Genomic DNA, 20,469 nt, shown 5'->3' on the forward strand with positions numbered 1-20,469 from the left:
CCGGAGGGGCCCCGGACGGTCCGGCCGCCCGGGAGCCGGACGGCGGACGGCCGCGCCACCCGTCCCCCGCGCGCCGGTATGCCGGCCGCAAGGGGCGGCGCCGTGATCGCCGCGGTCTACGCCCCGGCCGGTGCGCTGGCGTGCTGGTCGCTCGGCCAGACGCTCTGGGAGGGCCTGGCCGAGCCCGGGATCGCGCTGGCCTTCGGGGTGCTGATCGCGGTGGGCGAGCTGGCGGGCTGGGGCCCCGCACCGGCGGCCGGGGGCGGGCGGGCGCCGGGAGAACGGGAGGGCGCCCCGCTCGGTGCGGCCGGCGCGCTCGCGTACGCCCTGCTCGGTGAGGCCGGCGGGCGGCCGACGACCCATGGCGTACCGCAGACCGTCGCCGTGGTCCTGGCGGCCGGTCTGGTCGGACTCGTCCCGCAGATCGCCCGCGGCCGGGGACCGGCGCTGGACCATCTCGCCCGCCGGATACTGACCATCGGCTTCGCCGCCACCTGCTTCCAGCCGCTCTACAACACCGGGACGCTGGGCACCTGGGTGGCCTCCGGGCCGGTCTATCCGCTCTTCATGACCGGCCTGATGGCGCTGACCGCGCTGTGCGACGCGGTGCTGGCGGCGGCGCTCGCCCGCGCCCGTACCGGCTGGCCGTACGGGCCGCTGCTGCGCGACGAGTTGCGGGCGCTGCCCGGGATCGGCTCGGCGATCTGTGCCACCGGGGTGGTGATCTCGCTGGCCACCGCGGTCGCCGGGCTGTGGGCGCTGCCGGTCTTCTGTCTGCCCCTGCTGCTGACCCAGTTCGCCTTCCGGCGCTTCGCGGCCGTCCGCACCACCTACCGCCAGACCATCGCCTCGCTGGCCCGCTCCACCGAGATCGCCGGCTACACCCCGCACGGCCACGCCCGCCGGGTGGCCGCGCTCAGCCGCGCCGTGGGCCGCGAACTCGGGCTGAACGAACCGGATCTGGACGTTCTCGAATACGCCGCCCTGATGCACGACATCGGCCAGCTCTCGCTCCTGGACCCGGTGCCGGACGGGGCCACCTCGCCGCTGCCGCCGGCCGAACAGCGCCGGATCGCCCTGCTGGGCGGCGCCGTGGTCCGGCAGACCGGGGTCCCCGCGGAGGTCGCGGTGATCGTCGAGCGGCAGGCCGACCCGTACCGGGACCAGCCGGTCACGGCGCGTATCGTCCGCACCGTCAACGCCTACGACGATCTGTCCGGGGAGTCCGCGGGACCGGGCGGCTCGCTGCGCGCCCTGGAGCGGCTGCGGCTGGCCACCGCCCAGGACCACGAGCCCCGGGTCGTCGAGGCGCTGGCCAGGGTCCTGGCGTGCGGTGGCCGGGCGGTGTGAGATGCCCGACTGTCGCGGCGGGGTCCGGCGCCGCCGGACGGGCCGCGTCCAGTCTTCCGGCCTGTGCGACGCCCTCCCGTATGCGTAGTGCCCCGGTGCGGCCGGAAACGGGCCGTGGACGGTCATCGGCGGTCATCGGCGGCCTGCGGGGGCCGTCTTCCGCTCGCGCGGGCCGCCTCCCCGTCGTTGCGCCTTCACAAAGTGCCCGAGGTCGTGGAACCCATGGGTAATGAGCGGCCTCCGAGATGGGCATGGTTGGATGCGAAGGAAGCCCCTTTCAGGGGGTTCAGGGGGTCGGCGAAGGGCAAGGAGCCGCAGGGGGACCAGCAAACCAGGCTGAGCCCGACGGCAATCTGTGGCAGGTTGTCGAGTGGGCCCCTCAGAAGGCCCCGGACGTCGCTCGGGACCCCTCCTCAGCGGCATCAAGAGCAACCAGCAGGCGGGAATCGTGAGGATCTTCGGCAAGGTACGGCACCGGCCCTCCGCCTCGTGGCGGCAGGCGACCGACCGCGCTTTCACGCTGATCGGCGACGGCCGTTACGAGGACGCGGGGGCGCTGCTGACCCGTGCCGCGGACATGGAGCCGTGGCTGTCGGAGTCCTGGTTCAACCTCGCCCTGCTGCACAAGTTCCGGCACGACTGGGAGCAGGCCAGAGCCGCCGGGCTGCGCGCGGTCGCGCTGCTGGACCGCGAGACCGGGGCGCCCGACTGGTGGAACGTCGGTATCGCCGCCACCGCCCTACAGGACTGGCCGCTGGCCCGCCGTTCCTGGCAGGCCTACGGACTCAAGGTCCCCGGCACGGGCTCGCCGTCCGGCGAACCGCTCGGTATGGCCCTGGGCAGCGCTGCCGTCCGGCTCTCCCCGGAGGGCGAGGCCGAGGTGGTCTGGGGCCGCCGGCTGGACCCGGCCCGTATCGAGGTGCTGTCGATCCCGCTGCCGTCCTCCGGGCGGCGCTGGGGCGAGGTGGTGCTGCACGACGGCGTCCCGCACGGCGAGCGGACCACCGCCACGGGCGCCGACGGTGCCACGAGGGCCTATCCCGTCTTCGACGAGATCGAGCTGTGGGCGCCCTCCCCGGTCCCCACCTGGGTGGTGCTCCTGGAGGCCGCCACGGAGGCCGACCGGGACGCCCTGGAGCGGCTGGCGGCCGATGCGGGCTTCGCGGCCGAGGACTGGTCGTCCTCGGTCCGGCTGCTGTGCCGTACGTGCTCGGAGAGCCGGATGCCCAGCGACGAGGGCGACGGCGAGCATCTGGACCCGCACGACCACAGTGAGCCCGGTCACCCCGGCCCGCTGGGACACCGCACCGCGGGCTCGGGCTCGCTGTGGGTGCCGGAGCGCGAGTGCGGTATCGCGGCGCCCGCCGCCCTGGTGCGCGGCCTGCTGGACGGCTGGGTCGCGGACAGCCCGGACACCCGGGAATGGCGGGATCTGGAAGAGGTCTGCTGAGAGTCCGACCGCGCCCCCGTAGGCTGTAGGGCGACTACTCAGGGTTTTCAGGAAGGCGTACGGCGGAGATGGCCCAGCAGCCTGTGTTTGATCAAGATGGTGACCAGCGCGTGGACGAAGCATTCAGCGACGACGTCACGGACGCCGAGGAGCGGGAGACCGCCCACCGTGAGCGTGGCACCTCGCGGCCGATCACGGTCGTCGGCAACCCCGTGCTCCACAAGGCGTGCAAGGACGTCACGGAGTTCGACGACCGGCTCGCCCAGCTCATCGACGACATGTTCGCCAGCCAGCGGACCGCCGAGGGCGTGGGCCTGGCCGCGAACCAGATCGGTGTGGACCTGAAGGTCTTCGTCTACGACTGCCTGGACGACCAGGGCGTCCGGCACGTCGGCGCGATCTGCAACCCGGTGCTGGACGAGCTGCCGGCCGAGCGCCGGATCCTGGACGACTCCAACGAGGGCTGTCTGTCCGTGCCCGGCGCCTACGCCTCGCTGGCCCGCCCCGACTACGCCGTGGTCCGTGGCCAGGACGCCAAGGGCGAGCCGGTCGCGATCGAGGGCACCGGCTACTTCGCGCGCTGCCTTCAGCACGAGACCGATCACCTCTACGGCTACCTCTACATCGACCGGCTCAGCAAGCGGGACCGCAAGGACGCGCTGAAGCAGATGGCCGAGCTGGAGCCGCGCTACCCCGTCGTCGCCAACGGCTGACGCGGGCGGAGCGGGGCGCCCGGCCCGCCGGCCGGACGCCCCGCTCGCTCAGGGCGCCTGCTGGTAGGCGCGCCAGATCTTCGGCGGGATGCTCGTCCCCAGCCCGGTGCCCGCTCCGCCGACGCCCTGCATCGGCAGCAGCTCGGGCGCTCCCGGCTTGTTGCGGAACATGGTGACGGCGGTGGTCGGCTCGTTGTCGTCGACGGCACCGGGCACCCGGCCGGGGCGGGCACCGCCCCACTTGTCCGGTCCGGGACCGAAGTCCGGGCCGACGCCCAACGGGCTGCCGATGAACCAGGCCGACTTCATCCGGTCGCCCTGCTCCGTGCGGCCGGCCGCGACCGGCTGCTGGGCCGTCCCGCTGTCCTGCACCAGGCTCCGCCAGCCCACCCCCTCCAGGGCGCTGGACACCTGCTGGGCGACCCCGGCGTCGAGGACCTGTACGGGCTCGCGGCGCTGGAGGCCGGGTACCTTCTTGCCGTCGTGGGTCATCTCGGACACCGCGTACGGGTCGGTGTGCAGCCCGCCGTTGGCGAACGTGGTGTACGCGCTCGCCATCCGTATCGCGCTGGGGGCCGAGGTGCCCAGCGGGAAGGTCTGCTCCAGGCGGGCCATGCTCTCCTTGCGCAGCCCCGCGGCCACCGCGAGGTCCCGGATCCGCTCCAGCCCGATGCGCTGTCCGGCCTGCACGAACGGCGGGCTCTGGGCCTTCATCAGCGCGCTGCTCAGATCCGGCACCGCGGTCTTCCGGTCCACCACCGGCTGCGCCGTGGCGTCCGCCGGCTCGTCGGCCGGCCGCTGGAGTGCGGCCGCCAGCACGAACGGTTTGAAGGCGGAGCCGGCCGGGACCGCGCTGGTGTCCGCGTTGTTGCTGAAGTGCCGGGTGGCGTCCGCACCGCCGTAGAGGGCGACGATCGCCCCGTCCTTGGGGCGCACGGAGGCCGCGCCGAACTCCACATAATTGTCGGCCGCGCGCTGCTGCGGATCGATGTTCTCCCGGCGGACGTCCTTCACTGCCTTTTCCAGCCGGTGGGTGCGCTTTTTGTCGAACGTCGTGTGAATGCGATAGCCGCCGCGCGCCAGGTCCTTGTCGGTCAGACCGGTGTCGGACTTGATGAACTTGTTGGCGACATCGACGAGATAACCGGTCTGGCCGGCCTGGCTGGTGGGCTTCGACAGCCCCCGGGGCTCGGGGAAGGTGTCGTACTTCGCCCGCTCCTTCTCGCTCATCTTCCCGGTGGAGACCTGCCGGTCGAGTATCCACTTCCACCGTGCCACGGCCCGCGCGTGATTGGCCTCGCTCAGTCCGGGGTCGTACTGCTCCGAACCCTTCAACAAGGCCGCCAGCATGGCGCCCTGGCTGGGATCCAGTTCCTTGGCGTCAATGCCGTAATACGCGTGGGCGGCGGCCTGGATGCCGTACGAACCACGGCCGAACCAGCTGGTGTTGAGGTAGCCGCGCAGAATCTCCTGCTTGGGCTTCTGGTTGCTCACCTTCAGCGAGATGATGAATTCCTTCATCTTGCGGGTGACCGTCTGGTCCTGCGAGAGATAGGTGTTCTTCACATACTGCTGGGTGATGGTGGAGCCGCCCTGGGTCTCCTCGCCGGAGACCATGTTGACCAGGGCACGGCCGATGCCCTGGAGGGAGACACCGGCGTCGGTGTAGAAGGTGGCGTTCTCCGCCGCGATCACGGAATTCTCGACGGAGTCGGGAACCTTGTCGAGGGTGACGTTCTGCCGGTTGACGGCGCCCACACTCACCATCTGGCTGCCGTCCGCCCAGTAATAGACGGTGGCCTCCTTGCCCGCCAGCTCATTCTCGTTCGGGATATCGACGGTCGCGTAGACCACGGCGAACAGCCCGGCCAGGCCGATGATGCCGAGCGAGAGGGTGCCGAGCCACTGGCGCCATGACGGCAGCCAGCGGCGCGGACCCTCCCGTCCCTGGCGTGGGTAGTCGATGAACCGGCGACGCTCCTTCGTGCCCTTCATGCCCAGGTAGAGGTGACGGCCCTGGTTCCGGTTGCCGAGGTAACAGAACGCTCACAAACGGCGGGCGGCGGGGGCGAAGGGGCGTCGCGGTACGTCTTCTAGAAGTCGTCGTCGAAGGAGACCGAACCCTCGACGGCGACCTGGTAGGCGGATGCCCGGCGCTCGAAGAAGTTGGTCAGCTCCTGGACGTTCTGGAGCTCCATGAAGGAGAACGGGTTCTCCGAGCCGTAGACCGGCGCGAAGCCGAGCCGCTGCAACCGCTGGTCGGCGACGCACTGGAGGTATTCGCGCATCGAGTCGGTGTTCATGCCCGGCAGGCCGTCACCGCACAGGTCGCGGCCGAACTGGAGCTCCGCCTCGACGGCCTCCTTGAGCATGTCGGTGACCTGCTGCTCCAGCTTGTCGTCGAAGAGCTCGGGCTCCTCCTCGCGGACGGTGTCCACCACGGAGAACGCGAACTCCATGTGCATGGACTCGTCGCGGAAGACCCAGTTGGTGCCGGTGGCCAGGCCGTGCAGCAGGCCCCGCGAGCGGAACCAGTAGACGTAGGCGAAGGCGCCGTAGAAGAACAGCCCCTCGATACAGGCCGCGAAGCAGATCAGGTTCAGCAGGAAGCGGCGCCGGTCGGACGTGGACTCCAGCCGGTCGATCTTCTCGACCGAGTCCATCCACTTGAAGCAGAACTGGGCCTTCTCCCGGATGGACGGGATGTTCTCCACGGCTGCGAAGGCGGCGGCGCGGTCGTCCGGGTCGGGGAGGTAGGTGTCCAGCAGCGTCAAGTAGAACTGGACGTGCACGGCCTCCTCGAAGAGCTGACGGCTCAGGTACAGCCGCGCCTCGGGGGAGTTGATGTGCTTGTAGAGCGTCAGCACGAGGTTGTTGGAGACGATCGAGTCACCGGTCGCGAAGAACGCGACCAGCCGGCCGATCATGTGCTGCTCGCCCGGCGAGAGCTTGGCGAGGTCGGCGACGTCGGAGTGGAGGTCGACCTCCTCCACGGTCCAGGTGTTCTTGATCGCGTCGCGGTAGCGGTCGTAGAACTCCGGGTACCGCATGGGGCGCAGCGTGAGTTCGAAGCCCGGGTCCAGGAGGTTCTTCGTGCCGGTGGTGGCCGTGTGGGCGGCGGCGTTCGTCTCGGGTGCGTTGGGGCCTTCGGCGCGCAGCGCCGTCGTTGAGGGGCGGTGGTCGGGTGACGGGTGGGGCATTACTGGCAGGCCTCGCAGGACTCGGGGTTTTCCAGGGAGCAGGCGACCGCCTCGGGGTCGGTGGCCTGCTGCGGTACGGGCACGGGGGTGGCGGCGGCTCCGCCGCGCGCCGACTGCGCGATCCGGGTCGCCGGACGGGAGCGCAGGTAGTACGTCGTCTTGATGCCGCGCTTCCAGGCGTAGGCGTACATCGAGCTGAGCTTGCCGATGGTCGGCGCGGCCATGAAGAGGTTCAGCGACTGGCTCTGGTCGAGGTAGGGCGTACGGGCCGCGGCCATGTCGATCAGGGCGCGCTGCGGGATCTCCCAGGCGGTGCGGTACAGCGCCCGGATCTCCTTGGGGATCCACTCGACGTCCTGCACCGAGCCGTTGGCCTCGCGCAGCGCGTCACGGGTCCGCCCGTCCCACATCCCCAGGGCCTTGAGCTCCTCGATCAGATAGGCGTTGACCTGGAGGAACTCACCGGACAGCGTCTCGCGCTTGAAGAGGTTGGAGACCTGCGGCTCGATGCACTCGTACACGCCGGCGATGGAGGCGATGGTCGCGGTCGGCGCGATCGCCAGCAGCAGGGAGTTGCGCATACCGGTCGCGGCGATACGGGTGCGCAGCGCCGCCCAGCGGTCGGCCCAGCGCGGCTCCGCGTTCGGGTAGTGGTCCGGGTGCAGCACACCGCGGGCGGTGCGGGTCGCGGACCACGCCTGGTGCGGGCCGTGCCGCTCGGCGAGGTCGGCGGACGCCTCGTAGGCGGCGAGCATGATGCGCTCGGAGATCCGGGTCGACAGCTCCCGCGCCTCGGGCGAGTCGAAGGGCAGCCGCAGCCGGAAGAAGACGTCCTGAAGGCCCATCAGGCCCAGACCCACCGGGCGCCAGCGGGAGTTGGAGGCCCCGGCCTGCTCGGTCGGGTAGAAGTTGATGTCCACCACGCGGTCGAGGAAGGTGACGGCGGTGCGGACCGTGGCGTCCAGCCGCGCCCAGTCCATCTCACCGTTCTCGCCGAGGTGCGCCGCGAGGTTGACCGAGCCCAGGTTGCAGACGGCGGTCTCCCCGTCGTTCGTCACCTCCAGGATCTCGGTGCACAGGTTGGAGGAGTGCACGACCTGGCCGGGCTCGGCGGTCTGGTTGGCGGTCCGGTTGGCGGCGTCCTTGAACGTCATCCAGCCGTTGCCGGTCTGCGCCAGGGTGCGCATCATGCGGGAGTACAGCACCCGCGCCGGGATCTGCTTGAGCGCCCGGCCCTCGGCCTCCAGCTTGCGGTAGGCGGCGTCGAATTCGTCGCCCCACAGGTCCACCAGTTCCGGGGCGTCCGACGGCGAGAACAGCGACCAGTCGGCGTCCGCCTCCACCCGGCGCATGAACTCGTCCGGGATCCAGTGCGCGATGTTCAGGTTGTGCGTACGGCGGGCCTCCTCACCGGTGTTGTCGCGCAGCTCCAGGAACTCCTCGATGTCCGCGTGCCAGGTCTCCAGGTAGACACAGGCGGCGCCCTTGCGCCGGCCGCCCTGGTTCACGGCCGCGACCGAGGCGTCCAGGGTGCGCAGGAACGGCACGATGCCGTTGGAGTGCCCGTTGGTGCCGCGGATCAGCGAACCGCGGGCGCGGATACGGGAGTACGAGAGGCCGATGCCGCCCGCGTGCTTGGAGAGCCGCGCGACCTGGTGGTACCGGTCGTAGATCGAGTCCAGCTCGTCCAGCGGCGAGTCCAGCAGGTAGCAGGACGACATCTGCGGGTGGCGGGTACCGGAGTTGAACAGGGTGGGGGAGGAGGGCAGGTAGGACAGCGAGCTGGTGAGGCGGTAGAGCTCGGCGACATCGTCCAGGGCGCGGTCGCTGTGGTCCTCGGCGAGGCCACAGGCCACCCGCAGCAGGAAGTGCTGGGGGGTCTCGACGACCTGACGGGTGGTGGGGTGCCGCAGGAGGTAGCGCGAGTGCAGGGTGCGCAGGCCGAAGTAGCCGAACCGGTCGTCGGCGCCGTCGGCCAGCGCCTTGTCGACCAGCGCGTCCAGACGGGCCGCGTGGGTCCGCACGAACTCCGCGGTCTCGTCGGCGATCAGGCCCTCCCGGTGGCCGACCTCGACGGAGGCGGAGAAGGCGACCGCCCCCTGTCCGGCCGCCTCCTCCGCGATGGCGAGCGTGAGCAGACGCGCGGCGAGCTTGGAGTACTGCGGCTCGTCACCGATCAGACCGGCCGCGGCATCGGTGGCCAGCGACCGCAGTTCGGCCTCGTCGGAGCCCGCATGCCGGCCGCGCAGGGCGGCGGCGGCCACCTTGCCGGGGTCGGTCGCGGTCAGATCCTCGGTCAGCTCGGTCAGGGTGCGCAGCAGGGCGACACCCGGACCGTCCTGGCCCGGTCCGCCGTCGGCGGTGCCGGCAGGCGTGGCTACCGCGGGCGGCACGACCTCGGCGTCTGACGCGGGCTCCGTTGGCGCGATGGTCACGTGCTGCTCTCCCTCACTCGGCGGGGGCCGGGAGGGGCGGGACGCGACGGGCGCACGCGGGCATGCGGCACCCCGTGACGGTCAGGGGTGCGCGGGCACACCGCGCGGCGTCCACCGGCCCAACCCTCGGGGCCCGGACGTATCGACGTCCGCACCCATGGCGGTGCGGGCGTACCGTCGGCAGGTCTTCGGACTTCACGGGCGGCGTGCCGGGGCCGTTGTCCGGCCGGCCGAGCCCGCTCCAACACCGTTGCGGGACAGTTCCGGATTCCCACCGGATTCCCCTGCGGCGACAGCGAGGACGAGCATACATGTGGGGGTGGCCCTTCGCGTGCACCCCCATATCTAGTGTGTCGTGAGTGATCACGCAGTGCCTGTCAGTGGCCTCGGCCATGGTCGGATTTACGTGGGTGAACTGAACCTGAGCGGTGTGCGACCCGGGGTCTGAAACGACGACGGGCCGTCGCGCCCCTCAAGGGACGTGACGGCCCGTGGCCGTGTGCGGGCCGGCGGTTCAGTGCCCCGCCGGTGCCTCCGCCGCCGTCGGCGGCAGTTCGACGGAGACGCCCTTGTCGCCGGCGTCCGCCGTGTAGTCGGCGGGGCTGGTCTCGTCGGTTCCTTCGGGGGCCCCTACGGCCTTCAGGACGATGGTCAGGACCACCGTCACCACGACGTTCAGGACGAAGGCGGTCAGGCCGATGTAGCCGATTTCGCCGATGCCGGGGATCTCCTTGCTGGAGCCGCCGAAGTGGGCCTGGGTCGGGCTGGCGACGCCGTACGCCGCGAGCGTGCCGTAGAGCATGCCGACCGCCCAGCCGCCCAGCAGTGCCCAGCGGTGGAACCAGCGGGTGAACAGGCCGCCGACCAGGGACGGCATGGTCTGAAGGATCCAGATGCCGCCCAGCAGCTGGAAGTTGATCGCGATCGTCTTGTCCATGGTGAGGACGAAGACCAGCGCGCCGACCTTCACCAGCAGCGAGACGAGCTTGGCGACCTTGTGTTCCTGCTCGGGCGTGGCGCCCGGCTTGAGGAAGTCCTTGTAGACGTTGCGGGTGAAGAGGTTGGCCGCGGCGATCGACATGATGGCCGCGGGCACCAGCGCGCCGATGCCGATCGCGGCGAACGCCACGCCGGAGAACCAGCTCGGGAACATGTCCTCGAACAGCTGCGGGATGGCCAGCTGCGGGTTGCCTTGGATGTCCGTACCGGCCTTGATCGCCATGAAGCCCAGCAGCGCCAGCAGGCCCAGCATGAGGGAGTACAGCGGCAGGATGGTGGTGTTGCGGCGGATCACGTTGCGGCTGCGCGAGGACAGCGTCGCGGTGATCGAGTGCGGGTACATGAAGAGCGCCAGCGCCGAGCCGAGCGCCAAGGTCGCGTACGCCCACTGGGCGTTCGGGCCGCTGACCAGCTCGCCGCGCGGCTTGCCGGGGACGGCGCCGGGCTGGGCGAGCGCCTTGCCGGCCGTGTCGAAGATTTCGCCGAAGCCGCCCAGCTTGATCGGGATGTAGATGATCGCCACGGTGATGACGAGATAGATCAGGCCGTCCTTGACGAACGCGATCAGCGCCGGGGCGCGCAGCCCCGAGGAGTAGGTGTATGCGGCCAGCACGGCGAACGCGATCAGCAGCGGCAGGTCCTTGACGAACCAGTTGGTGTGCTCGCCGCCGCCGATGCCCATCACGTCCAGGACGGCCTGGATGCCGACCAGTTGGAGGGCGATGTACGGCATCGTGGCGAGGATGCCGGTGAGCGCCACGGCCAGCGACAGTCCCTTGGACCCGAAGCGGCCGCGGACGAAGTCGGAGGTGGTGACGTAGCCGTGCTTGTGCGAGACCGACCAGAGGCGGGGCAGGAAGGTGAAGATGAGCGGGTAGACCAGGATCGTGTACGGCACGGCGAAGAAGCCGGACGCGCCCGCCGCGTAGATCGCCGCCGGTACGGCCACGAAGGTGTACGCGGTGTAGAGGTCACCGCCCAGCAGGAACCACGTCACCCAGGTGCCGAAGCTGCGGCCGCCCAGCCCCCATTCGTCGAGGTTGGCGGACTGCTCGGCCTTGCGCCAGCGGGCGGCCAGGAAGCCCATGACCGTCACGGCCAGGAAGAAGAAGACGAAGACGGCGAGGGCCACGCCGTTGACGCCCTTGGCCGAGGAAGCGGCGAGTGCCTCGGAGGTGCTCGCCGCGGTCGTGGTGAGAGTCACTGGGCCGCACCTCCCTTGCGGGCGCGCAGCTCACGCTGGACCAGCTTGTACGCGATCATCGTGAGCACGGTCGAGATCGGCACCCACGCCATCTGGTACCAGTAGAAGAACGGGATCCCGATGAACCTCGGCTCGACCCTGGCGTAGGAACTCACCCACAGCATCGCCACGAAGGGGACGATCAGGCAGATCCCGGTCACCACACGCGAGGGTGTGACCACCTGTCTGCGACCCGGTGATTCGGCTGACTGTGTCATGACCGCGGCTCCGTCCCCTGGCTGTCTCCTGCGTAATCGGCTGGAAATCTATGGCAGCGGCGTGGCGCGCGTCACTAGCTGTCCGCATATCGGTATGGAGAATCCACACGAGGGACACTTCCGCGGTACCGCCGACTGACTGATTCATCCCGTTTGGGGTGGATGTGGTGGAAATGCGCAGGGGTTGCTGAGGGGTGCGCCGGGCCCCGGGGCGGACCCCGGGGCGGCGGGTCAGTCCGTGGGGCGGCGCAGCCTGGCGACGAACTTGTAGCGGTCGCCCCGGTAGACCGAGCGCACCCACTCCACCGGCTGCCCCTGGGCGTCGAGCGAGTGCCGGGAGAGCATCAGCATCGGCAGGCCGACATCCGTGCCCAGCAGACCGGCCTCGCGCGGGGTGGCCAGCGAGGTCTCGATGGTCTCCTCGGCCTCCGCCAGCCGGACGTCGTACACCTCGGCCAGTGCGGTGTAGAGGGAGGTGTACTTGACGAGGTTCCGGCGGAGCGCGGGGAAGCGTTTCGCCGACAGATGGGTGATCTCGATGGCCATCGGCTCGCCGCTGGCCAGCCGCAGCCGCTCGATGCGCAGCACCCGGCCGCCGGTGGAGATGTCCAGCAGGCCGGCCAGCCGGTCGTCGGCGGTGACATAGCCGATGTCCAGCAGTTGGGAGGCCGGCTCCAGGCCCTGGGCCCGCATGTCCTCCGTATAGGACGTCAGTTGCAGCGCCTGGGAAACCTTGGGCTTGGCGACAAAGGTGCCCTTGCCCTGGATGCGCTCCAGCCGCCCCTCGACGACCAGCTCCTGGAGGGCCTGACGCACCGTCGTGCGCGAGGTGTCGAACTCCGCGGCGAGGGTGCGCTCGGGTGGGACCGGGGTGCCGGGCGGCAAGGTCTCGGTGATCTCCAGCAAGTGCCGCTTGAGGCGGTAGTACTTGGGTACCCGCGCGGTCCGCGTGCCGGTGCCACCGCCGCTCTCGGCGCCGTTGCCCCCGTCCGTCTCCATGACCCGCCTCTCCGACTCCTGTCGCGCTGCCGTCACCGGCTCCTCCGTACGTAGCGGCTCACATCGTGGCACGGGTGCGTTTCCCGCGCTTCCTTGCAGGTCCCGGCTTGCCAGGTGTCGGTCCGGTAACGGACCTGACAGCGACTCTTATACACCCTTGACACCCCAAAAGGTCTAGGCCAAGCTGCGGGCACTGGTCTAAACCATTAAAGACCACACCCGGCCTTTGGGGGAGAGCGCAATGAAGCGTGGGCTCATAGCGGCGACGGCGGTCGCGGGAATGCTGGTGAGTGTCGCTGCCTGTGGGGCCGGCGACGGCAACAAGGCGGGCGCGGATGGCTTCAAGGGCCAGAAGCTGACCGTTTGGGTGATGAGCGGTTCGAATCCGGCGCAGTGGACCAAACAGGTCTCCGAGCAGTTCAAGAAGGAGACCGGGGCCACCGTCGAGTTCAAGGTCCAGCAGTGGAACGGCATTCAGCAGAAGCTGAGCACCGCCCTTTCCGAGGACGCCCCGCCGGACGTCGTCGAAATCGGCAACACCCAGACCGCCGCCTACGCCAAGGCGGGTGCCCTGGCCGAACTCGGTGATCTGAAGAAGGAGATCGGCTCCGACTGGAACGATGCTTTCAACAAGGCCTCGCTCGTGGACGGAAAGCAGTACGCACTGCCGTGGTTCGCCGGAAACCGCGTGGTGATGTACAACAAGAAGATCTGGGCCGAGGCCGGCCTCAAGGGCACCCCCAAGACGCGCAATGAGCTCTTCAAGGCCTTTGACACCATCAAGAAGAAGACCGACGCCGAGCCGCTGTACCTCCCCGGCCAGAACTGGTACTTCCTCGACGGCCTGACCATCGGCACCGGCGCCGACCTGGTGAAGAAGCAGGGCGGCAAGTGGGTCTCCAACCTCGGTGACCCCAAGGTCTCCAAGGCCATGGACATCTACAAGCAGTACCAGGCCTTCAGTACCGCTCCCAAGAACAAGGACGAGGCCACCCCGCAGCAGGGTGAGGTCTTCGCCAAGGGCAGGACCGGCGCCCTCGTCGCCATGGGCTACGAGGCCGCCACCGCCGTCAAGGCCAACCCGGAAATCAAGAAGGACATCGGCTTCTTCACCATCCCCGGTGAGACCGCGGCCAAGCCCGAGGGCGTTTTCCTCGGCGGCTCGAACTTCGCCGTCGCCGGTATGGGCAAGAACCAGGAACTTGCCAAGGAATTCCTGAAGGTCGCCCTGTCGAAGCAGAACGACGGACAGATGGTCAAGGAGTCCGGCTGGACCCCGAAGTCCGCCGATCTGGCCGGTGCCGCTCAGCAGAATCCGGCCGCCGCGGCCGCCGCGCCCGCCGCGGAGAAGTCCGGCGGCACCACTCCGCTGATTCCGCAGTGGGCCGCGGTGGAGAACCTGCCGAACCCCATCAAGAGCTATATGACGGCCGTCCTCGGCGGTAAGTCCCCGGCCGATGCCGCCAAGGACGTCGAATCCGAGATCAACGCACGGCTCGCCAAGCAGTAACCGGCGGCTGCTTGCGGGGCCGGCCGTTTCCCGGCCCCGCAGGCGTGCGGCGTTCCCGCAGGAGCACCGAGGATTCACGGCAGCAAGGGGGAGCAGGGCCCATGGCAGTGCAGCTCGACGACGCGGTGGACAAGACCGCGCCGCAGACCGGCAAGGAAGGCGCACCGCCCACGCGGCGCGGAGGCGGCCGGCGGGCCGGGCGGGGTGCTCCGCGTCCTCCCGCCCGTAACAGTCCTCATCCGTCCGCCCGCCGTGCCCCGTACCTCCTGCTGCTGCCGGCTCTGCTCGCGACCGCGGTCTTCCTGGGCTGGCCCATGGTCCGCAACCTCCTGCTCTCCTTCCAGAACCTCAATATGAAGGAGCTGATCCAGCACCTCACCGACTGGCGCGGGACGGGGAACTACCAAGAGATCCTGGGCAGCGAGCAGTTCTGGCGGGTCACCGTCCGCACCCTCGTCTTCACCGCGGTCAATGTCGTCCTGATCATGGTCCTCGGCGTGCTGATCGGACTGCTGCTGGCCCGGCTCGGCAAGAAGATGCGCCTCACGCTGTCCCTGGCGCTGGTGCTGGCCTGGGCCATGCCGGTGATCGCCGCCACCACCGTCTTCCAGTGGCTCTTCGACTCCCGCTACGGCGTCGTCAACTGGCTGCTGGACCAGGCCGGCTGGCACGCCATGGCCCACTACGACTGGGTCGGCACCCAGCTGTCCACCTTCTTCGTCATCACCGTACTGATCGTGTGGCAGTCGCTGCCCTTCGTGGCCCTGAACCTCTACGCCGCCACCACGACCATCCCCAGGGAGCTCTACGAAGCGGCCCGGATGGACGGCGCCGGCACCTGGAAGGTCTTCACCTCTGTCACCTTCCCGTTCCTCAAGCCCTTCTTCCTGGCCACGACGTTCCTGGAGATCATCTGGGTCTTCAAGGCGTTCCCGCAGATCTTTGCGATCAACGAGGGCGGTCCCGACCGGCTCACCGAGACGCTGCCCATCTACGCCTTCACCGAGGGCGTCGGAAACCTCCACTTCGGCATGGGGGCCGCGATCTCGCTGCTGACGATCGTGGTGCTGCTGGTGATGACCGCGTACTACCTGCGTCTGACCCTCAAGCAGGAGGAGGAGCTGTGAAGCGCTCGCTCGCCGGCCGCATCTGGCCCAACGCCACGGCGATCGTGCTCGCCCTCGGCTTCGCCTTCCCCGTCTACTGGATGTTCAGCACGGCCTTCAAGCCGACCCGGGACATCATCACCGAAGACCCCGTATGGTTCCCCTTCCACGGCACCGTCGAGCACTTCGCGACGGCCGTGAACGCCCCGCACTTCTGGACCCTGGCGGGGAACTCGGTCCTGGTGACCGTGCTCGCCGTCGGTCTGTCGCTGGTCATCGCGCTCTGCGGGGCCTTCGCCCTGACCCGTATGCGCTTCAAGGGCCGCAAGGGCGTCCTGCTGACCTTCATGATCGCCCAGATGGCCCCCTGGGAGGTCATGGTGATCTCGGTCTACCTGATCGTCCGGGACGCGGACCTGCTCAACAGCCTCGTGCCGCTCACCTGCTTCTACATGCTGATGGTGCTGCCCTTCACCCTTCTGACGCTTCGTGGCTATGTCGCCGCGGTGCCCAAGGAGCTGGAGGAGTCCGCGATGGTCGACGGCTGCTCGCGCCGGCAGGCGTTCCTCAAGGTGGTCTTCCCGCTGCTGGCCCCCGGCCTGATGGCCACGTCGCTCTTCGGTTTCATCACCGCCTGGAACGAATTCCCGCTCGTACTGGTCCTCAACAAGGAGCCGGCCATGGGCACCCTGCCGTTGTGGCTCTCCCAGTTCCAGAGCCAGTTCGGCGACGACTGGGGTGCCACCATGGCTGCCGCTTCGATCTTCGCCGTTCCGATCCTGGTCCTTTTCCTGTTCCTGCAACGCAAGGCGGTCGGCGGTCTCACCTCCGGCGCAGTGAAGGGATAACGCAGCCCATGACGCCTCTCGTACGCTCCGTACGCTCCGCCGACACCCTCACCCGCGACGCGCTGGCCGTCCTCCAGCCCGGCTTCACCGGCACCACCGCCCCCGACTGGCTGCTGCGCCGGCTCGGCGAGGGACTGGCCTCGGTCGGCCTCTTCGGACGTAATGTCGCCGACCCCGCCCAACTCGCCGCGCTGACCGAGCAGTTGCGTGCCGAACGGGAGGACGTCCTCGTCGCCGTCGACGAGGAAGGCGGCGATGTCACCCGGCTCGAAGTGCGCGGCGGCTCCTCCTTCCCCGGCAACCATGCGCTCGGCGCCGTCGACGACATTGCACTGACCCGCGAGGTCGCCCGTGAACTCGGCCGCCGGCTGGCCGACTGCGGCATCAGCCTCAACTGGGCGCCCTCCGCCGACGTCAACTCCAACCCCGCCAACCCGGTCATCGGCGTCCGCTCCTTCGGCGCCGATCCGCAGCTGGTCGCCCGGCACACCGCCGCCTACGTCGACGGCCTCCAGTCCGCCGGCGTCGCCGCCTGCACCAAGCACTTCCCCGGCCACGGCGACACCGCCGTCGACTCCCACCACGATCTGCCGCACATCGCCGCCGATCTGGCCACCCTCCAGGAACGGGAACTGGTGCCGTTCCGCGCCGCCGTCGCCGCCGGCACCCGGGCCGTGATGAGCGCACACATCCTGCTGCCGGCCCTGGACGGCGACCGCCCCGCCACGCTCAGCCCGGCCGCGCTGCACGGTCTGCTGCGCGCCCCCGCCGCCGAGGGCGGCCTCGGCTTCGACGGGCTGATCGTCACCGACGGGATGGAGATGCAGGCCATCTCCGCCACCTACGGCATCGAACGCGGCAGTGTGCTGGCCATCGCGGCCGGTGCCGACGCCATTTGTGTGGGCGGCGGACTGGCGGACGAGGACACCGTGCTGCGGTTGCGTGACGCATTGGTGAGGGCGGTGCACGACGGCGAGCTGCCGGAGAGCCGGCTCGCCGACGCCGCGGCACGGGTGCACGCCCTGGCGCGCTGGACCCGGAGCGCGAGCGCGGGGGAGGGGGCCGCGCCCGCGCCCGGTATCGGCCTCACCGCGGCCCGGCGTGCCCTGCGTCTCACCGCCGACGGCCCGTACGAGCCCCTGACCGCGCCCGCATACATCGCCGCCTTCACCCCCCTTGCCAACATCGCCGTGGGGGACGACACCCCCTGGGGCGTCGCCGCCGAACTGGCCCGCCTTCTCCCGGGCACCGAGACCGCCACCTGCACCGCCGAGTCCGCCGCCGCGGCCGGTCCCGCCGCGCTGATCGACGACCTGCTCACGGCGGCCGGTGACCGCCGCGTCGTCGCCGTGGTCCGCGATGTCCACCGCCACCCCTGGATGGCCGACGCGCTGCGCACCCTCCTCGCCGCCCGCCCCGACACCGCGGTCGTCGAAATGGGCGTCCCCCAGTCGCCGCCCCGGGGCGCACCCCATATCGCCACCCATGGCGCCGCCCGCGTCTGCGGCCGAGCCGCCGCCGAAGCCCTCACGGGCCTCAGCCCCACGAACGGGGGCGAGCACCACCACACTCCGTAGAAACCGACGCGGAACGCCGTCGCCCCGGCAGGGACACCCGGCGAGACCTGCCGCTCGTCCCTGCGGACCCCGCCGCTCGTCCCTGCGGAAACTGCCGCTCGCTCAGCGCTCACAACCGGTACGCGCAGACCACGCGGCCGGACGTCCCACCGGACCTCCTTGGGTCGTGTCCCGACTGCACCCCGGCCCCGTGTCCCGGCTGCACTCCGGCCGCGCACCGTCCGCGCCCCGGCGGGATGCCCTGCCCCAGGACGCGCCGAAAGACCCGTCCCCGCCCTAGATGCCCTGCCAGCCCGGCTTCGCGGCGTAAGTGGCGCGGAAGTAGTCGGCGAGCTTCAGCTTGGCGGCCGCGGCCTCGTCCACGACGACCGTGGCATGCGGATGGAGTTGCAGTGCCGACGCCGGGACCAGCGCGGCGACCGGGCCCTCGACGGCGTGGGCCACGGCATCGGCCTTGCCCTCGCCGGTGGCGAGCAGCACCAGGTGGCGGGCCTCCAGGATGGTGCCGATGCCCTGGGTGATGACGTGGTGCGGCACCTCGTCGAGGCTGTCGAAGAACCGGGCGTTGTCCTCCCGGGTCTGCCGGGTCAGCGTCTTGATACGGGTACGCGAAGCCAGCGACGAGCAGGGTTCGTTGAAACCGATGTGGCCGTCCGTGCCGATGCCGAGCAGCTGGAGGTCCACCCCGCCGGCCTCGCTCAGCGCACGGTCGTACGCTTCGCAGGCGGCCTGGACGTCCTCGGCCGAACCGTCGGGCCCCATGAACGAGTCCTCGCCGAGGCCGAGCGGCTCGACCACCTCGCGCAGCACCACCGAACGGTAGGACTCGGGGTGCCCGGCGGGCAGGCCGACGTACTCGTCGAGCTGGCAGATGCGCGCCCGTGCGGCGTCCACCGCGCCGGCCCGGACCTTCGCTGCCAGTGCCTCGTAGATGGGCAACGGGGTAGAGCCGGTGGCCACACCGAGCAGCGCGTCGGGCTTACGGCCCAGCAGGGTGGCGAGGGCCCCCGCGATCAGCTCGCCGCCTGCCGTGGCGTCCGGAACGATGACAACTTCCACGCTTGGCCTGCCGTTCTGGAGAATGGTCTCATGTGGTATAGACCAATCTAGCAGAGGGTGACCTCCGGAACCCGTCGGCGCATCCGAACGGCCGGGCACGTTTTCCCGGCGATCCGGTGACCGTCCGGCCACCCGGCCGTACGCCCGGACGGCGGCCCGTCAGAGCAGCGCACCCCCCGTCGCGTCGATCCACTGGCCCGTCACCCAGCGGCTGTCGTCCGACGCCAGAAAGGCCACGACGTCGCCGATCTCGGTGGGGCCCGCGATCCGGCCCAGCGGCGATATCCCCTTGACCCGCTCCTGCGCCTCGGCATTGGCCTCGCCGCGCAGCCAGGCGGCGTTCATATCGGTGTTCACCGCCCCCGGCGCCACCGCGTTGACCGTGATCCCGCGCGGGCCCACGATCTTGGCGAGGGTCGAGGTGAACACATTGACCGCCCCCTTGGACATGGCGTAGGCGATCAGCTCGGGCTTGGCCGCGCCATGCGTCTGTCCCGTCGAGATGTTGATGATCCGCCCGCCGTCCCGCAGACGGGTCAGCCCCTCCTGGACGATGAAGAACGGCGCCTTGGTGTTGACCGCGAAGAGGTGGTCGAAATCCGGGGCCGTCATTTCGCCGATGCCCTTGAGTGTTCCGTCGACCGCCTTGTTGATTCCGGCGTTGTTGACCAGGATGTCCACGCCCTCGGCCTGTGCGTCGAACGCGGTCCACAGTGCCTCGGCGTCTCCTGCCGCCCCCAGCTCGGCCTGGATCGTGAAGGCCTGGCCCCCCGCGGCCTCGATCGCCGAGACCGTGTCCTTGGCCGCCGCCTCGTCGTGCCCGTAATGCACGGCCACCCGCGCGCCGTCCCTCCCCAGCCGCTCCGAGATCGCCCGGCCGATCCCCCTGCCGCCGCCGGTCACCAATGCCGTCCTGCCGCTGAGCGCACCCATGGCGTGCCCCTCCCCGGTCCGAATGTGAACGCGCCCCCCACGGGAACACGCAGCTCCTTGCGCCGAGCGCTTTATGTATCGCTCGCTACAGAAAAACCGTAGCACGCCTTCCGTACCGACCGCTATAGAATTCCGTCATGGCGACCAAGGAGAGCAAGCAGCGCGGCCGGCCCCGGTCCTTCGACCGGGATACGGCGCTGGAACAGGCGGTCCGGTCCTTCTGGGAGCGGGGCTATGAGGCCACCTCGATCTCCGACCTCACCCGCGCCATGGGCATCGGTGCCCCCAGCCTCTACGCCGCCTTCGGCGACAAGCGGGCACTGTTCGACGAGGTCGTGGCCGAGTACGGACGGCACTACGGAGGCTTTCTCTCCCGCGCTGTCGCCGAGGAGCCGACCGCCCGCCGGGGTGTCGAACGGGGGCTGCGCGAGGCCGCGGTCGAATACACCCTGCCCGGCCGCCCCCGCGGCTGCCTCGTCATCAGCGCCGCCCTGAATATTTCGCCCGCGTCATCCGAAGTCGCTGCCTCCCTGCGGGAGAAGAGGCTGTCGAACGTCCGGGAGATCGCCGACGCCATCCGGGCGGACATCGCCTCCGGCGAGCTTCCTCCCGACACGGACGCGGGCGCGCTGGCCGCCTTCGTCGGTGCCGTTATCCAGGGCATGTCCCAGGGGGCACGGGACGGCGCGGAGCGTACGGAACTGGAGGCGATCGCCGAGCTGGCGCTGAAGGCCTGGCCGGAGAGTGCGAGCGAGCCGACTGGCTGAAGGCCTGGTCGGAGAGGGTGAGCTGGAAGGCCGCTGAATGCCCGGCGTGTGAGGGGTGGGCG

At 70.1% G+C, this 20,469-nt stretch carries 16 protein-coding genes and 1 riboswitch; of the genes, 8 read left to right on the forward strand and 8 right to left on the reverse strand.

What is annotated here, in order from left to right:
- Positions 1-78 precede the first annotated feature (78 nt).
- From IF67_RS0102715 to def, 3 genes are all read left to right on the forward strand, one after another.
- A complete protein-coding gene (locus IF67_RS0102715) occupies positions 79-1,350 on the forward strand; it encodes an HD-GYP domain-containing protein (protein ID WP_051817573.1) in 1,272 nt (423 codons plus the stop codon).
- Positions 1,351-1,798: 448 nt separating this feature from the next.
- Positions 1,799-2,800, forward strand: a complete 1,002-nt coding sequence (locus IF67_RS0102720; protein WP_030981687.1) for a tetratricopeptide repeat protein — start codon at positions 1,799-1,801, stop codon at positions 2,798-2,800.
- Positions 2,801-2,868: 68 nt separating this feature from the next.
- Positions 2,869-3,513 carry a peptide deformylase gene (gene def, locus IF67_RS0102725; protein ID WP_030981689.1) on the forward strand — a complete coding sequence of 215 codons (645 nt, stop codon included), beginning with the start codon at positions 2,869-2,871 and terminating at the stop codon, positions 3,511-3,513.
- A 48-nt stretch (positions 3,514-3,561) separates the two neighbouring features.
- Here def and IF67_RS0102730 read toward each other — a convergent pair whose 3' ends face one another.
- The 6 genes from IF67_RS0102730 to IF67_RS0102760 form a co-directional block, all read right to left on the reverse strand.
- Positions 3,562-5,508 (reverse strand): transglycosylase domain-containing protein, encoded by a 1,947-nt coding sequence (locus tag IF67_RS0102730; protein WP_030981691.1) that lies wholly within the window; start codon positions 5,506-5,508, stop codon positions 3,562-3,564.
- 98 nt (positions 5,509-5,606) lie between these two features.
- Positions 5,607-6,713: a ribonucleotide-diphosphate reductase subunit beta gene (locus tag IF67_RS0102740; RefSeq protein WP_051817492.1), complete on the reverse strand. Its 1,107-nt coding sequence runs from the start codon at positions 6,711-6,713 to the stop codon at positions 5,607-5,609.
- A complete protein-coding gene (locus IF67_RS0102745) occupies positions 6,713-9,148 on the reverse strand; it encodes a ribonucleoside-diphosphate reductase subunit alpha (RefSeq protein WP_030981694.1) in 2,436 nt (811 codons plus the stop codon). The genes IF67_RS0102740 and IF67_RS0102745 overlap by 1 nt, the downstream gene beginning before the upstream one ends.
- A 182-nt stretch (positions 9,149-9,330) precedes the next feature.
- A riboswitch (cobalamin riboswitch) is annotated at positions 9,331-9,434 on the reverse strand.
- Positions 9,435-9,662: 228 nt separating this feature from the next.
- Positions 9,663-11,351: a monocarboxylate uptake permease MctP gene (mctP, locus tag IF67_RS0102750; protein WP_051817494.1), complete on the reverse strand. Its 1,689-nt coding sequence runs from the start codon at positions 11,349-11,351 to the stop codon at positions 9,663-9,665.
- Positions 11,348-11,608 carry a DUF3311 domain-containing protein gene (locus IF67_RS0102755; RefSeq protein ID WP_030981698.1) on the reverse strand — a complete coding sequence of 87 codons (261 nt, stop codon included), beginning with the start codon at positions 11,606-11,608 and terminating at the stop codon, positions 11,348-11,350. Before IF67_RS0102755 ends, mctP begins: the two co-directional genes overlap by 4 nt.
- Before the next feature lie 231 nt (positions 11,609-11,839).
- Positions 11,840-12,607, reverse strand: a complete 768-nt coding sequence (locus IF67_RS0102760) for a GntR family transcriptional regulator (RefSeq protein ID WP_030981700.1) — start codon at positions 12,605-12,607, stop codon at positions 11,840-11,842.
- 241 nt (positions 12,608-12,848) lie between these two features.
- Here IF67_RS0102760 and IF67_RS0102765 point away from each other — a divergent pair, with 241 nt between their 5' ends.
- From IF67_RS0102765 to IF67_RS0102780, 4 genes are all read left to right on the forward strand, one after another.
- Complete coding sequence (locus tag IF67_RS0102765; RefSeq protein ID WP_037838616.1) at positions 12,849-14,117, forward strand: extracellular solute-binding protein; 1,269 nt, start codon at positions 12,849-12,851, stop codon at positions 14,115-14,117.
- Between the two features lie 101 nt (positions 14,118-14,218).
- Positions 14,219-15,244 (forward strand): carbohydrate ABC transporter permease, encoded by a 1,026-nt coding sequence (locus tag IF67_RS0102770; protein ID WP_030981704.1) that lies wholly within the window; start codon positions 14,219-14,221, stop codon positions 15,242-15,244.
- Positions 15,241-16,071, forward strand: a complete 831-nt coding sequence (locus tag IF67_RS0102775; RefSeq protein WP_030981705.1) for a carbohydrate ABC transporter permease — start codon at positions 15,241-15,243, stop codon at positions 16,069-16,071. The genes IF67_RS0102770 and IF67_RS0102775 overlap by 4 nt, the downstream gene beginning before the upstream one ends.
- 8 nt (positions 16,072-16,079) lie before the next feature.
- Positions 16,080-17,648 carry a glycoside hydrolase family 3 protein gene (locus IF67_RS0102780; protein ID WP_030981706.1) on the forward strand — a complete coding sequence of 523 codons (1,569 nt, stop codon included), beginning with the start codon at positions 16,080-16,082 and terminating at the stop codon, positions 17,646-17,648.
- Between the two features lie 276 nt (positions 17,649-17,924).
- On the opposite strand, the gene nagB is transcribed toward IF67_RS0102780, so the two are convergent.
- Together nagB and IF67_RS0102790 are read right to left on the reverse strand one after the other, a co-directional pair.
- Positions 17,925-18,707, reverse strand: coding sequence for a glucosamine-6-phosphate deaminase (gene nagB / locus IF67_RS0102785; RefSeq protein ID WP_030981707.1), 783 nt, complete (start codon positions 18,705-18,707; stop codon positions 17,925-17,927).
- 159 nt (positions 18,708-18,866) lie between these two features.
- Positions 18,867-19,640, reverse strand: coding sequence for an SDR family oxidoreductase (locus IF67_RS0102790; protein WP_030981709.1), 774 nt, complete (start codon positions 19,638-19,640; stop codon positions 18,867-18,869).
- Positions 19,641-19,777: 137 nt separating this feature from the next.
- Between IF67_RS0102790 and IF67_RS0102795 the strand changes: the two genes are divergently transcribed.
- On the forward strand, positions 19,778-20,407 hold the full coding sequence (locus IF67_RS0102795) for a TetR/AcrR family transcriptional regulator (protein WP_030981711.1): 630 nt from the start codon (positions 19,778-19,780) through the stop codon (positions 20,405-20,407).
- The last annotated feature ends 62 nt before the right edge of the window (positions 20,408-20,469 follow it).

This window comes from Streptomyces sp. NRRL S-1813, from assembly GCF_000719605.1.
GTDB classification, from domain to species: domain Bacteria; phylum Actinomycetota; class Actinomycetes; order Streptomycetales; family Streptomycetaceae; genus Streptomyces; species Streptomyces decoyicus.

Coding starts and splice junctions, on each gene's coding strand:
- IF67_RS0102780 (WP_030981706.1), top strand. CDS start 16,080: ATGACGCCTCTCGTACGCTCCGTACGCTCCGCCGACACCCTCACCCGC.
- IF67_RS0102790 (WP_030981709.1), bottom strand. CDS start 19,640: ATGGGTGCGCTCAGCGGCAGGACGGCATTGGTGACCGGCGGCGGCAGG.
- IF67_RS0102730 (WP_030981691.1), bottom strand. CDS start 5,508: ATGAAGGGCACGAAGGAGCGTCGCCGGTTCATCGACTACCCACGCCAG.
- IF67_RS0102795 (WP_030981711.1), top strand. CDS start 19,778: ATGGCGACCAAGGAGAGCAAGCAGCGCGGCCGGCCCCGGTCCTTCGAC.
- IF67_RS0102760 (WP_030981700.1), bottom strand. CDS start 12,607: ATGGAGACGGACGGGGGCAACGGCGCCGAGAGCGGCGGTGGCACCGGC.
- IF67_RS0102770 (WP_030981704.1), top strand. CDS start 14,219: ATGGCAGTGCAGCTCGACGACGCGGTGGACAAGACCGCGCCGCAGACC.
- IF67_RS0102740 (WP_051817492.1), bottom strand. CDS start 6,713: ATGCCCCACCCGTCACCCGACCACCGCCCCTCAACGACGGCGCTGCGC.
- IF67_RS0102755 (WP_030981698.1), bottom strand. CDS start 11,608: ATGACACAGTCAGCCGAATCACCGGGTCGCAGACAGGTGGTCACACCC.
- IF67_RS0102765 (WP_037838616.1), top strand. CDS start 12,849: ATGAAGCGTGGGCTCATAGCGGCGACGGCGGTCGCGGGAATGCTGGTG.
- def (WP_030981689.1), top strand. CDS start 2,869: ATGGCCCAGCAGCCTGTGTTTGATCAAGATGGTGACCAGCGCGTGGAC.
- IF67_RS0102715 (WP_051817573.1), top strand. CDS start 79: ATGCCGGCCGCAAGGGGCGGCGCCGTGATCGCCGCGGTCTACGCCCCG.